Origin of the sequence: Kribbella yunnanensis (assembly GCF_039529655.1) — a bacterium.
Taxonomy (GTDB): domain Bacteria; phylum Actinomycetota; class Actinomycetes; order Propionibacteriales; family Kribbellaceae; genus Kribbella; species Kribbella yunnanensis.
Genome location: NZ_BAAANF010000003.1, coordinates 65,750 through 79,123, shown reverse-complemented (window position 1 = coordinate 79,123; position 13,374 = coordinate 65,750). Strand labels below are relative to the sequence as shown.

General features: G+C 68.9%; 10 protein-coding genes. 6 read left to right on the top strand and 4 right to left on the bottom strand.

The window, feature by feature from the left end:
- The first annotated feature begins 166 nt into the window (after positions 1 to 166).
- Positions 167 to 631, top strand: coding sequence for a nitroreductase family deazaflavin-dependent oxidoreductase (locus tag ABD231_RS05210; RefSeq protein ID WP_344145775.1), 465 nt, complete (start codon positions 167 to 169; stop codon positions 629 to 631).
- Here ABD231_RS05210 and ABD231_RS05205 read toward each other — a convergent pair whose 3' ends face one another.
- Entirely contained in the window at positions 632 to 2,365 is a 1,734-nt protein-coding gene (locus tag ABD231_RS05205; RefSeq protein ID WP_344145772.1) for an L-aspartate oxidase, read from the bottom strand.
- A 161-nt stretch (positions 2,366 to 2,526) separates the two neighbouring features.
- Between ABD231_RS05205 and ABD231_RS05200 the strand changes: the two genes are divergently transcribed.
- Positions 2,527 to 3,843 carry an NAD(P)/FAD-dependent oxidoreductase gene (locus tag ABD231_RS05200; protein WP_344145769.1) on the top strand — a complete coding sequence of 439 codons (1,317 nt, stop codon included), beginning with the start codon at positions 2,527 to 2,529 and terminating at the stop codon, positions 3,841 to 3,843.
- A gap of 29 nt (positions 3,844 to 3,872) precedes the next feature.
- Here the strand turns inward: ABD231_RS05200 and ABD231_RS05195 are convergent, their stop codons facing one another.
- Positions 3,873 to 5,084, bottom strand: a complete 1,212-nt coding sequence (locus ABD231_RS05195) for an ROK family protein (protein WP_344145766.1) — start codon at positions 5,082 to 5,084, stop codon at positions 3,873 to 3,875.
- A 40-nt stretch (positions 5,085 to 5,124) separates the two neighbouring features.
- Here ABD231_RS05195 and ABD231_RS05190 point away from each other — a divergent pair, with 40 nt between their 5' ends.
- Genes ABD231_RS05190 through ABD231_RS05180 form a run of 3 tightly spaced genes read left to right on the top strand, consistent with a single transcriptional unit; the run spans position 5,125 to position 9,148 of the window.
- On the top strand, positions 5,125 to 5,547 hold the full coding sequence (locus ABD231_RS05190; protein ID WP_344145763.1) for a hypothetical protein: 423 nt from the start codon (positions 5,125 to 5,127) through the stop codon (positions 5,545 to 5,547).
- A gap of 33 nt (positions 5,548 to 5,580) precedes the next feature.
- Positions 5,581 to 7,374, top strand: coding sequence for an ABC transporter ATP-binding protein (locus tag ABD231_RS05185; protein WP_344145760.1), 1,794 nt, complete (start codon positions 5,581 to 5,583; stop codon positions 7,372 to 7,374).
- A complete protein-coding gene (locus ABD231_RS05180; RefSeq protein WP_344145757.1) occupies positions 7,367 to 9,148 on the top strand; it encodes an ABC transporter ATP-binding protein in 1,782 nt (593 codons plus the stop codon). The genes ABD231_RS05185 and ABD231_RS05180 overlap by 8 nt, the downstream gene beginning before the upstream one ends.
- Here the strand turns inward: ABD231_RS05180 and ABD231_RS05175 are convergent.
- Together ABD231_RS05175 and ABD231_RS05170 are read right to left on the bottom strand one after the other, a co-directional pair.
- Complete coding sequence (locus ABD231_RS05175) at positions 9,139 to 9,738, bottom strand: dihydrofolate reductase family protein (protein WP_344145754.1); 600 nt, start codon at positions 9,736 to 9,738, stop codon at positions 9,139 to 9,141. The genes ABD231_RS05180 and ABD231_RS05175 overlap by 10 nt on opposite strands.
- A gap of 25 nt (positions 9,739 to 9,763) precedes the next feature.
- Positions 9,764 to 10,363: a dihydrofolate reductase family protein gene (locus tag ABD231_RS05170; protein ID WP_344145751.1), complete on the bottom strand. Its 600-nt coding sequence runs from the start codon at positions 10,361 to 10,363 to the stop codon at positions 9,764 to 9,766.
- 117 nt (positions 10,364 to 10,480) lie between these two features.
- On the opposite strand from ABD231_RS05170, the gene ABD231_RS05165 reads away from it, so the two are divergent.
- On the top strand, positions 10,481 to 13,267 hold the full coding sequence (locus ABD231_RS05165) for an ATP-binding protein (protein ID WP_344145748.1): 2,787 nt from the start codon (positions 10,481 to 10,483) through the stop codon (positions 13,265 to 13,267).
- The last annotated feature ends 107 nt before the right edge of the window (positions 13,268 to 13,374 follow it).

The following is a 13,374-nucleotide window of genomic DNA, read 5'->3' as shown; positions in this document are numbered from 1 at the left end:
CGCATTGGCCTCGCTCTCCCTTCGCTCACGGTGGACTTGCTACGGCCCTTTCTACCATCCAGCCTGGCCGCGCGCCGATGCGATCTTCATCACCAAGCGGTCGGCTCGCAGAGATGATCAGGAATCAAGAAGCTTCGGCTGGGCAGCCGGTTCTAGCGTTCCAGGCATGGAGAACACGAGCACCCAAGAACGCAAGCCCGGAACGCCGGGAGCGCTCTCTCGCTGGTTCCAGCGGAAGATGAACGACCGGGCCACCCGCAAGATCCGCCGCGGTCGCGCCACCATGATGGGGATGGATCTGCTGATCCTGACCACGGTCGGACGCCGTACCGGCCTGCCCCGGGAGAACCCGCTCGCCTGGTTCGCCGATGGTCCGGATTCGTGGTTGCTGATCGCGTCCGGCGGTGGGAGTCAGCACCCCGGCTGGTTCGCGAATCTGCTGGCCAACCCGGCTGCGGCAACGATCGAACTGCCCGGGCGCGGCGTCCTGCCGGTGACACCTGAGCGGCTGACCGGATCGTCGTACGACGCGGCCTGGGCCTCGGTGATCGAGGCCCAGCCACGGTTCGCGAAGTACCAGGAGAAGTCGGACCGGAAGTATCCGGTCGTCCGGCTCACCCTGCGCGGGTGATCACTCGACGAGCTTGCCCTCGGTCGAGATGTCGTCGCGCATCAGGGCGCGGATCTCGGCCGGGATCGCGGGGACGCGCTCTCTCGTGATCTCGCCGGGACCGGACCAGACGAGGTTGACCTGCAGGGACTCGTCGAGATCGGGGTAGTCGGAGCGGTTGTGGCAGCCGCGCGATTCCCGCCGTTCGAGCGCGGCGTCGAGCGTGGCCCGCGCGGCAAGCGCCGACGACTTGAGGTCGAACGCGTGCGCCAGGTCCTGGAACCCCGCGATATCGGGGTGCACGCCGATCTGCGCCGTACGCGCCTCGATCTCGCCGAGCTCGGCGATCCCGGCCAGCAGACCGGCCTCGTCGCGGACGACGCCGGCGCGGGCGGTGAGAGTGTCGCGGAGCGCTCTCTGCAGTGCCCGGACGTTCTCCGGCCCGTCGGCCGCGAGCAACCCGTCCACCTCGGCCCGCGCCTCACCGACAACCTCGGCAGACCGCTGCTGGGACTCGCGATTGACCGAGTACTTCGCAGCCTCCTCACCGACGATCCGGCCGAACACCAGGAGCTCGATCAGCGAGTTCCCGCCGAGCCGGTTCGCGCCGTGCAGACCACTGGCCGCCTCACCGAGCGCGTACAGACCGTCGACACCGGTCGAGTGATCCTCGGCCCGCACCCACACGCCGCCCATCGAGTAGTGCGCGGTCGGCGCGATCTCGATCGGCTGCTGAGTGATGTCGAGCATCTGCAGTTCGAGCAGGGTCTGGTAGACCCGCGGCAGCCGCTGCATGATCGTCTCCCGCGGCAGATGCGAGACATCGAGCCAGACCCCACCCTTCGGCGTACCGCGGCCTTCCTTGATCTCCGTGTACGCCGCCAGCGCCACCCGGTCGCGGGTCGACAGTTCCATCCGCTCAGCGTCGTACCGGGCCATGAAGCGCTCTCCGAGCGCGTTCCGGAGCTGACCGCCCTCGCCACGCGCGGCCTCGGACACCAGCGTCCCGGCCGCGTTCTCGGGTTCGAGCAAACCGGACGGGTGGAACTGGACGAGCTCGGGGTCGCGGATCCGCCCGCCGGCCGTCACCGCGAGGCGGAACGAGTCGCCGGTGTTCTCATCGCGGCGCGACGACGTCCGCCGCCAGATCCGGGTATGCCCGCCGGCCGCGAGGATCACGGCGTCGGCGTGGATGACATAGCGCTTACCGGTGTCGAGATCGAATCCGTACGCGCCGAAGACCGTGTTGTCCCGAACCAGGATCCGTGTCACGTAGACGTTGTCGAGGATCGGTACGCCGAGCTGCACCGCGCGATTCACCAGTGTGCGCTGGATTTCCAGACCCGTGTAGTCGCCCGCGAACGCCGTGCGGCGATAGGTGTGCGCGCCGAAGAACCGCTGCGAGATCCGCCCGTCGGCCTCGCGCGCGAACGGCATCCCGTAGCGCTCCAGATCGGCGATGCCTTGCGCCGCGCCCTCGGCGACGATCCGGACCGTGTCCGGGTTGGCGAGCAGGTAGCTCTCCTGCAGGGTGTCGGCGGCGTGCTGCTGCCAGGTGTCCTCGGGGTCCATCGTCGCCAGCGCGGCATTGATCCCGCCCGCGGCCAGCGAGGTGTGCGCGTCGTTCCGCGGGCGCTTGCCCAGGGCAAGGACTTCGACACCGCGTTCGGCCAGCTCGATCGCGGCCCGGAGACCGCCACCGCCGGTTCCGATCACCAGGACGGAGGTTGCGATCTGCTGCTCGGCCATCGTCATTGACGGACTCTCCTTCGGCTCATCGGCTCTACGTACAACAAGACCACGCAGAATCGGGATCTGTGACTCGCCGACGGGTAACCGCAGTCACATCGGGGGTGTGAGTTGTCACAATGAGGCCCTCGACGCGGTCATAGCTGGTGAGAGAACGGAGAACTGCTGTGCGCAGAATCGTGGTCGTCGGAGGTGGCTATGCCGGCTTCTACACGGCCTGGAAGCTCGAGAAGAAGCTCCGCCGCGGCGAGGCCGAAGTGATACTCATCGATCCGCGGCCGTACATGACCTACCAGCCCTTCCTGCCCGAGGTGCTGTCCGGTTCGGTCGAGGCCCGGCACGCCGCGATCTCGTTGCGCCGCAACCTGCGCCGGACCCGGATCATCGCCGGCTCGGTGACGCGGGTCGAGCACGCCCGCCGTACCGTCACCATCCACCCCGTCAACGGCGAGGACTTCGAGCTCCCGTACGACGTGATCGCGGTGACCGCCGGTGCGATCACCCGCACCTTCGACCTCCCCGGCATCGCGGACCACGCGATCGGGATGAAGCACGTCGAGGAGGCAGTCGCGGTTCGCGACCGGCTGCTCACCGCCTTCGACGAGGCGTCCGTTCTACCTCCAGGCCCGGTACGGCGCCGCCTGCTGACTGTGGTCTTCGTCGGCGCGGGCTTCAACGGTGTCGAGAGTTTCGGCGAACTGCTCTCGCTGGCCAACAGCCTGCTCAAGTCGTACCCCGGACTGAGCCGCGACGACCTGTCCTTCCACCTCGTCGAGGCGACCCAGCGGATGCTGCCCGAGGTGACTGACGGCCCCCGCGCGTGGGTGCGCCGACTACTCGAGGGCCGGGGCGGTCACCTGCACCTGGAGACCACAGTGACGTCCGCCGTCGACGGTCACGTCGTTCTGTCCGACGGGTCCGAGTTCGACGCGGAGCTGATCGTCTGGACGGCCGGTAACGCCGCCACCCGGTTGGTGCGCGGCCACACTGACCTCCCGGTCACCGCGCGCGGCCTGATCCAGACCCGCCCCGACCTGCGCGTCGGAACCGACGACGAGATCGTGCCGGACGCGTGGGCCGCCGGTGACGACGCTGCGATCCCGGACCTCGCCGTACCGGGCTCGTTGACAGTTCCGAACGCACAGAACGCCGTACGGCAGGGGAAGCTGTTGGCGAAGAACCTGCTCGCGAACCTCCGCGGCCGAGAGCCGAAGCAGTACAAGCACCACACATTGGGGGCAGTGGCGACACTCGGTCTCGGTACCGGCGTCTTCCAGTTCCGCCGCATCGTGGTGAAGGGCCCACTGGCCTGGCTGATGCACCGCGGCTACCACGTCCTCGCCGTACCGACCTGGGACCGCAAGGTCCGCGTCCTCGCAGTCTGGCTAGCCGCCGCCGTCTACGGTCGCGACATCGTCTCCCTGGCCTCAGTCCAGCAACCCAGAGCCGCCTTCACCACCGAGGCCGACCGAACCGGCGAGTGACTCCGCCAGCTGGGTGCTGCGCTGATCGGCTAGGCGCCCGGTACGGCGAGGAGGTCGGCCAGGACCGTGTCGAGCGCCATCCGGGCCGCGCCGAGGGCGACGGAGTCGGCGCCCATGGTCGACGTGATCACCTCGATCGGGACCAGGGCCAGGCGGGCCAGTTCGCGACGGAAGGGTTCGGCGATGATCGCGCCGCCGCGCGACATGCCGCCGCCGAGGACTACTACCTCGGGGTCGACGGCCAGCGCCAGGACAGCGGCGCCGCGGGCCAGCACCTCCGCGAATTCGATCAGCACGCGCAGACTCTCGGGGTCCTGCAGGGCCGCCGAGGCGATAACCAATTCGCCCTCACGGCCGGACGGGAGGCCGGCTCCGGTGGCTAGTTGGGCGCCGCGGGCATGCAACTGATCGACCGCGGCCTCCCAGCCGAGTGCCGGCCAGGTACCGATCTCGCCGGCCGCGCCGTGGAAGCCCTGATGGACTTGCCCGTTGATCAAGACACCCGCACCGGCGCGGTGGCCGGCGAACATGTAGACCATGTCGCGGTGTCCTTGCGCCGCACCTTTCCAGTGCTCGGCGAGCGCGGCGAGCTTCACGTCGTTCGCCACAGCAACCGGTACGCCGAGTCCTGTCGACAGCTCGGCGGCCACATCGACGTCGGGGAATCCGGGCAGCGAGTAGACCGCCAGCCCGGCACCGATCGGACCCTTGCGTACGTCGTGCACACCCTCTCCAGCCCGGAGAGCACCGGTCACTCCGCACGCGGCGCCGGTGATTTCGTGAGGATCGAGGCGGGCCTCTTGCCAGGTCGCGCGGGTGACGTCGATGGCGATCTTGATGCGGGCGGTTGCGTCCAGCCCGGGGTCCAACTCGACGCGCTGGGTCGCGAGGGTGTTGCCGCGGAGGTCGGTGACGACGGCCATCGCCTTGTGCGCGCCGATGTCGATGCCGCTCACGTAGCCGGACTCGGCGCGGAACCGGAAGTGGCGAGCCGGACGGCCCGCGGAACGAGTGGTGGAGGCCGGCTGCCGCGGTGCCGCGGTCTCCTCGACGCGGCCATCCGCGATCAGACTGGCCAGCAGGTCCTCGGCGGTCGGCCGCGAGACGCCGACGACGGCTCGCAGATCGCGCGGAGTCAGGGACTCCGCTTGGAGGAAGGCGTCCAATGCCGCAGCCAGGTTCAGCTTGCGCAGCAGCGAGGAGTCGCCCATCCGGCCACCATCGGCTTTGTCCTGACTCACCCCCTGAGGATACGGGCTGCTGTTCCAGTAGTTTGAAGCTGTGGAGGACCAGACGAGTTGGCGCGAACGGCGTCGCGAGGCGTCCGTCGAGCAAGCGGCGGCGCTGGAACGGCGGAAGGTTGCGGAGTCGGCGCAGGCGCGTGAGCTGCTGATCGCGTTCGTGCGCGAACTGCAGGACCGTGGCGTGGCGGCCGAGGCGTTGCGGGCGCAGGTGATCGGGTCCGGCACGAGTTACCGCACCGGAATCAGCGGGTGGTACCTGCGGAAGAACCGGTCGGTCGGCGTCGATACCGAGGCCAACTTCTACATTCTTGGGACGACCGCGAGCCTGGCCGCGCGAGTGACCGGCGTACGGGTGTTGCCGTCTGATCCACCGCTCGTGGTCGGTCAAGGTGGACGGGATGGCGAGTCGATCAAGCTCGCTGATCTGCTGGAGATGCGTCGGGCCGAGTTATTCAAGTGATTTGTGTCGGCGCGGCCGGTTACCGTCTGTCGAGTGCTGACTCTGCTGAGATACGGGATGCGCGTCGCGCCGGGGAGTACGGCGTTGACGGTGGGGCTGACCGTGCTCGGATCGGTGCTCGGGATGGCGGTCACGCTGCTCACCGGGCAGGTGGTCGGCGCCGTACCGGGGGTGGTCGCGGGGTCGGCCGGGGCGATGTCGCTGTGGGCCTTCGGGTGGCTGCTGGCGGCGATGCTGGTCGTGTTCGTGCTCGAGAGTCTCGCGCCGGCGATGCACCGGGTCACGGCGACGCTGCTCGAGGCGGCGGTCGTTCGCGAGATCGGGATCGGGATCACCGAGCCGCTGCTGCGGCCGCAGCGGATCGAGCACCTGGAGGACGGTGAAGTCCTCGACGTCCAGGAACGGGCGAAGGGCAAGGGCGGCTTCCACCTCTCCCAAGGCATGTCGCAACTGCCGTGGCTGCTCGCGGCCCGCGTGACCATGATCGGGTCCGCGGTGATCGTCGGGCTGATGTTCTCCTGGCTGGTCGCCGCGATGCTGGTCGCGGTGACGTTGCTGCTGGAGTGGCACCAGGGCCGGATGATCGAGGGCGAGATCGACATGTGGTGGGGCAACACCGAGGAGCAGCGCCGCGCCGGCTACGTCTTCAACCTCGGGATGAGGGATGCCCCGAAGGAACTAAGAGTCTTCGGCCTGCATCAGTGGGTGGTGCACCGTTATGTCCACGAGTGGACCGCCGGATTCCGGGCCGTGTGGGCCAAGCGCGGCAAGAACGTCGCCTGGTCGATCGCGATGGGCTTGGTCCGGCTGGCCGCCGATGGCTTCGCGATCCTGCTCGTCGGTCGCGCCGCGTTGGCCGGTGACCTCCCGCTGACACAGGTCGCGACGGCAGTGCCGGCGATCTTGGCGATCGGCGTCTCCGGCAGCGGGTACGGCGTCGTCCAGATGCGGCGCGGATTGTCGGCGTACCGGGCGATGGTGGCGTTGCCGGAAACGATCGCCACCCGGCACCCGGAACCGGCGGTCACTGGGCAGCACAGAACAGAGACGATGCCCGCGCGTGAGATCCGGTTCGAGAAGGTGAGCTTCCACTATCCGGGCTCGGACAACTACGTGCTGCGGGATCTCGACCTGACGATCAACGCGCGGGAGGCGCTGGCGCTGGTCGGGATCAACGGCGCCGGGAAGTCGACGCTGGTGAAACTGCTCGGTGGGGCGTACCGGCCGACGAGCGGGCGGATCCTCATCGACGGGGTCGATCTCGCCGAGCTCGACCTGGGCGCGTGGCAGCGGCGGATCGCGGCCATCGTGCAGGACTTCCTGCGGTTCCCGCTGCCGGTGACGGACAACGTGGAGTTCGGCGCGGTCGAGCGGGCCGGTGACCGGGCGGCGCTGGCGAAGGCGGCACGGGAGTCCGGTATCGAGGACGTGGTCGGCGGGCTGCCCAAAGGCTGGGAAACCGTGCTGGACAAGGCGTTTGACGGCGGTGTCGATCTGTCCGGTGGCGAGTGGCAGCGGGTTGCGTTGGCGCGGGCGTTGTTCGCGGTCCATGCGGGCGCCGGAGTGCTCGTCCTGGATGAGCCGGCTGCTGCACTGGACGTGCGGGCCGAGATCGAACTGGTGGAGCGGTATCTCGAGCTGACCTCCGGAGTGGCGTCGCTGATCATCTCGCACCGGTTCTCGGTGGTGCGGAACGCGGACCGGATCTGTGTGCTCGCCGACGGACACATCACCGAAGACGGAACGCATGAGCAGTTGCTCGCGGCAGAGGGGACCTACGCCAAGATGTTCCGGCTGCAGGCCGAGAGGTACGTGACCGATGCGTAGCCTGCGGATCGGCCGGCTGTGGCTGACGACGTCGTTCCGGGCGGCGCCGGTGCTGATGGCGATCTCGACCGTCCTGGTCGCGGCGCGGGCGGTGACGGCGCCGGCTCAGACCTACGGCATCAGCCTGCTGGTCGATGGCCTCAGCGGAGACCGGTCGAACACGATCGCGCTCGGCGTGGCGATCATCGTCGGTGGTCTGGCGGTCTCGTTCCTCGCCGACGTGGTCGGCTGGCCGGTGCAGGAGACAGCGCAGGAGCGGATGGCCGGGAAGGTGCATGCCGACCTGCTGGACGTGACGACCGGCATCCCTGGGCTGACCCATCATGAACGACCCGATGTGGCCGATCGGCTGGAGCTGGTGCGAGAGCGGGCCTGGCGGATGGGCGTCGGCTCCGAGGTACTGCTCTGGGTGTTCGGCACGGTGACGAACACGGTCACGGTGCTCACCTTGCTGGGTTCGGTGCACCCACTGCTCTTGCTACTGCCACTACTCGGTACGTCGCGGATCTGGTCGGCGTACAAGGGGAGCATGCGGGAGGAGAAGGCCTATGAGGACTCGCTACCGCACGAGCGGTTGGCGGATCGGCTGATCGAGGTCGCCAAGGATCCGCGGACCGCCCTCGAGCTGCGGGTGTTCGGGTTGGGCAAGATCCTGATCGAGCGGATCTCGGCGTTGCAGGCCGAGCGGTTCAAGCTGCAGGTCGCGGCGGTGAAATGGAGCGGGAAGGTCGACGGCGCGGTGCGCCTGGCATTCGCGCTGGCCTATGCCGCGGCGATCGTCTGGGTGATCTCGCGGGCCCGCAACGGCCAGGCCTCGGCGGGCGACGTCGTACTGGTGTTGCTGTTGGCACCGCAGGTCGATCAGATGACCGGCGGGATCGCGCAGAACATCTACTGGGTCGGTGAAGTGGTCCGGAGTTTCAGTCGCTACGACTGGCTGCGGGAGTACGCGAAGGACAACTCCTGGCGGTCGAGTACGACGCCGGCCCCGGCCAAGCTCGGCTCGGGAATCGAGCTGCAGAACGTCGGTTTCGCCTACCCGGGCAGCGAATCGCCCGTGCTGAGCGAGGTGACGCTGAAGATTCCGGCCGGATCGGCTGTCGCGCTGGTCGGGGAGAACGGTGCCGGCAAGACCACGCTGGTGAAATTGCTGGCGCGGATGTACGACCCGACCACCGGACAGATCCGGATCGACGGGGTGCCGCTGCCCGAGGTCGATCCGGAGGACTGGCGGTTGCGGATGTCGGCCGGGTTCCAGGACTTCGTGAAGTTCGAGTTCCTGGCCCGCGAGGTGGTCGGGATCGGCGACCTCACCCGGCTCGACGACGAGGACGCGATCCGGGCGGCCGTCGTACGGGGTGATGCGGAGTCGGTGATCGCCGGGCTGCCGAAGGGGCTGGACAACCAGCTGGGGAAGAAGTTCGAGGGCGGTGCCGAGCTGTCCGGTGGCCAGTGGCAACGACTCGCGCTGGCGCGGGCGTTCATGCGGGAGAGACCGCTGCTGTTGCTGCTCGACGAGCCGACAGCCGCGCTCGACCCGGAGGCCGAGCACCGGCTGTTCGAGCAGTACGCCGAAGCGGCGCGGATCGCGGGCACCGAGACCGGCGGAATCACCGTGCTGGTCTCGCACCGCTTCTCGACCGTGCGGATGGCCGACCTGATCGTGGTCCTGCACGAGGGACGGATCGAGGAGGTCGGCACCCACGAGGAGCTCGTCGCGGCAGGCGGCCGGTACGCGGAACTGTTCGAGCTACAAGCCCGCGCCTACCGCTGAACCGGGAACACGAGGTGGGTGACCTGGTCGCCCTGGATGCAGGTCGTCGGGTCACCGAGCAGGACCTCGGCGGAGACTTCGCCGAAGAACGGCCGGTTTCCGGCGCCCATCACCACGGGCACCAGGTCGACGGCCACTTCGTCGAGCAGCCCCAGGTCCAGGCACTGCCGGGCGATGGTCCCGCCGGTGACCGAGACGATACGGTCCCCGGCGAGCTTCTGCGCCTGGGCGATCGCAGCCTCCACGCCGTCCGTCACGAAGAAGAACGGCGCGTCCGGGTGAGCCTCGATCCAGTCCGTCGGCACCTGGTGGGTCACCACGACAACGGGGACGTCCAAGGTGTGCCGCCCCTGCCAGCCGTGAGCCGCGTCGAACAGCGTTCGGCCACAGACCAGAGCGCCTAGGGACGACACCCACCGGCGCAGGTGCTCCGCACTCGTCGGGCTGACGTGGAGAGTGAAATCGCCGGCCGGAGTCGGGACCGCGACCTCGCCGTTCTGCAGCCAGTCGAACAACCGGCCGATGGAGTTGTCCTGCTTGGCGACGTAGCCGTCGAGCGACATGTTCGCCTGTGCCTGCACGGTGCCCATGGAGGTTCCTTTCTCAATGCTGCGATCAGCCGCGCTGGCGGTCGTAGAGGAGGCAGAGGGTTCCGCTCTCGCCGGGCGTGCTGTCAACCAGGGTCCACGAGCCGGGGACCAGGGTGGTGTCGAAGAGCGGCGTGCCGCCGCCGACGAGTTCCGGGCAGAGGGTGATCGAGAGGCGGTCGAGTTCGTCGGCGGCCAGCAGGGCGCGGATCACGCTGGCGCTCGCGAGCACGATGATGTCGCCGCCAGGCTGGCCGCGGAGCTCCTTGACCGCGGTGGCCGGGTCGCTCGCGGTGATCCAGCTGTTCTGCCAGCCGGCGTGCTCGAGCGTGCTGGAGAAGACGACCTTCTCGACCGCGTTGAGCCAGCGGGAGAACTGCCGGCTCTGCTCCGGCGCGCTCTCGTCGTCGGCGACGGTCGGCCAGTAGCCGCCGAAGCCCTGGTAGTTCTTGCGGCCGAGCAGCACGGTCGTGGCCGGGGCGGTGACGCGGATCATGTGGTCGAGCGTCACCGGGGTGGCCGCGTGCGGCACGATCCAGCTCATGTCGAAGTCGCCGCCGGGGCCGTTGACCCGGCCGTCCAATGACAGCGAAATGTTTCCGACGACGGTACGACGAGGGTTGGTCATCTCGGTTCCTTTCCTGCAAGGGCTGATGTCTCAACTCTCGGTGTCGACACCGGCCCGGGTCGTCACCAGAACTGGTGACTTCGCTGCCGCGCTCCCCGGTGATGCCAATATGGGCTCATGCCGTCGCCTGTCATCAGTCCCGTCCTGGTCGGCCGGACGGCCGAGCTGGCGGCGATCGAGGCGGCGTACGGCCAGGTTCGGGCTGGTGAATCGACCACGGTGCTTGTCACCGGCGAGGCTGGTATCGGCAAGTCCCGGCTGGTGTCGACGGCGACCGGCCGACTGACGGCTGAGCCACTGGTGTTGCGCGGCGGCTGTCTTGAGCTGGGGTCCGGTGGGACACCGTGGTTGCCGTTCGTCGCGGTGATGCGGGAGCTGCGCCGGGCTTGGGGTCCGGAGCGGTTGCGGGCGGAGCTGCCGGCGGACGGTACGGCGCTCGCCGACTGGTGGCCGGAACTTGGGCTGACCCGGGCCGATGGCGGGCAGGTGCGGCTGTTCGAAGAGGTCCTGACGTTGCTGGGCCGGGCGGCACGGGATCAGCCGGTGGTGCTGGTGATCGAGGACCTGCAGTGGGCGGACATGTCGAGCCGCGAGCTCTTCGCTTACCTGGCGCGGAACCTGGTCGACCGCCCGGTCCTACTGGTCGGCACGATCCGGTCCGGCGAACTCACACCCGGTCACCCGACCCGGCAGTTGCTGGGCGAGCTGGGTCGGCGCGCGGACGTCGTACGGATCGAACTCGCGGCGCTCGAGCGGCGCGAGGTGGCGGCGCTGCTGACCGCGATCGAAGGGCGGCCGGTCGATCCGGTTGTGGCGAGTGAGATTCATCGGCGCAGTGACGGGAACCCGCTGTTCGTCGAGGCTCTGAAGTCGAGCGGCTCCGCCGCTGGTGGTGGGTTGAGTGACCTGTTGCTCGACCGGGTTGCGGACCTGTCGCCAGATGCGCGACACCTGTTGGCGGCGATCGCGGTGGCGGGGGCCGAGGTATCGGACGTGATCCTGGCTGACGTTCTAGAGCGGCCGAGCGACGAGGCGCTGCACGAACTCGTCGAGCGACACCAGGTCGTCGTACGGGACACGGTGTACGCCGTACGGCATGACCTGATCAGGGAGGCCGTGTACGGCGCGCTCCTGCCGGGCGAGCGTCGTCGTCTGCATCGCCGCTATGCGACCGCTATCGATAGTCGGGACACCGACGGCGACTACCAGGCGGCTGCCCTGGCCGAGCACTGGCAGGCCGCGGGGGAGCACGGGCAGGCCTTGACCGCGGCATGGCGGGCGGCGGCGGGGGCGGGGCGGCAGTTCGCGTACGACGATCAGGTCAACCTGCTCGACAAGGTGCTGACGCTCTGGCCCGAGGTGGGTAACCCAGAAACGTTGACGGGTGTGAGCCACGTGGATGTGCTGGCGGCAGGTGTCGAGGCTGCCTACTCCGCAGGCCGGGCCGATTGGGGCGTACGGCGGTCGACCGAGGCGCTGGCCGAGATGGACGTGACCGCCGAGCCGATGCGGGCGGCGCGGTTCCTCGGCCTGCAAGGGCTGATGCAGAACCGGCTCGGCGCATCAGGGCTGGACAGCCTGGAGCGAGCGGTCGCGCTGGTGCCGCCTGGTGCCGACGACCTGTTGCGCACCCGCCTACTGGCTTGGCTGGCCTTCGGGTTGTGCATCGAGGAGAAGCATGAACGCGCCGGAGCGGTAACCCGGGAGGCCGATGTACTGGCTGAGCGGCTCGGCGACGACGGTCTTCGGGCGGCTGCCTTGCTGCCGGCCGCGTACCTTGACGACGCGATGGGTGAGGGCGACGCGGCGCTCGCGAAGTACATCGAGTGTGAGGAGCTCGCGCTGCGGGCCGGCGACCACTCGTTGTGCCTGACGGCCTCGCAGTGGAGGAGTCTCGCGCTTGTCCTGGATGGCCGGCTCGAGGAGGCTGTGCAGGTCAACGCCCGGGGACAGCAGTTGGCCGAGAGCTGGGGTCTCGTCCGGGCCCGGGGCAGCATGCTGGCGCAGAATCGGGCGTGGGCATTGTTTCGCCTCGGCCGGTGGGACGAGGCGCTCGATGTCATCGACGACGCGCTGGCCGATGCGCCACCCCTGCGCTACGTGGCCGCGTTGCAGCAGGTGGCTGCGGAGATCGCCGTACGGCGTGGATGTTTCGAGGATGCCAAGCGGCTGATCGACGACACCGTAGCCTCCGAGTTCCAGCCGTTCGCGACGATGATGATGGCCGTTCGGCTCACCATGGCGACGCTGCAGGGCGATGCCGCGACAGCGAAGCAGCTCGTCGAGCGGGCTGTGGGTCTCCCGCTCTGGAACACGTACGACGCCACCTGGTTCCTGCTCGCGGTGGCCCAGGCGGGGGCCGGCAGCGCGTTGCCCAGCGCGCAAAAGTACCTCACCCCGGCCACGTCCCGGCGGGCCACTCCCGCCGCGGTGCTGTGCTCGGCCGAGGCTGCCGAGCACTCGTCAGCGGAGCGCTGGCGGCGGGCGGTGGACGCGTGGCGGCAGGTCGGCGATCGGTACGAACTCGCGGTCGCGCTGACCGAGTTGGGCCGGTCAGAACTTGCCGAGCGCAACGAATGGAGCGCCCGGGAGACCCTGGCGGAGGCTCGGGTGGTCGCGACCGAGCTGAGCGCGGAACCGCTGCTCGCGCGGATCGGCGTACTGGCGGACCGGATCGGCCTCAGGGCGGATCCGCGGCCGGCGCGGGCGTTCGGGCTGACGGCTCGGGAGCTCGAGGTGCTGCAGGTGCTGGCGCAGGGGTTGTCGAATGCGGAGATCGCGCGGAAGCTCTTCGTGTCTGGGAACACGGTGGCGACCCATGTGGCCCGCGTCCTGCGGAAGCTGGGGGCCGCGTCGCGGACCGAGGCATCGGCGATCGCGCACCGCGAAGGGCTGCTGAATTAAATGAGTGGTGGCGCCTGAGGTCTGCTGGTAACGTCGCCCGTCTGCCTTTTCGGGTGACTTGTAGCACTGAGTGAAGGATCGAATCGAACCGGACATCTTCCGGGGCG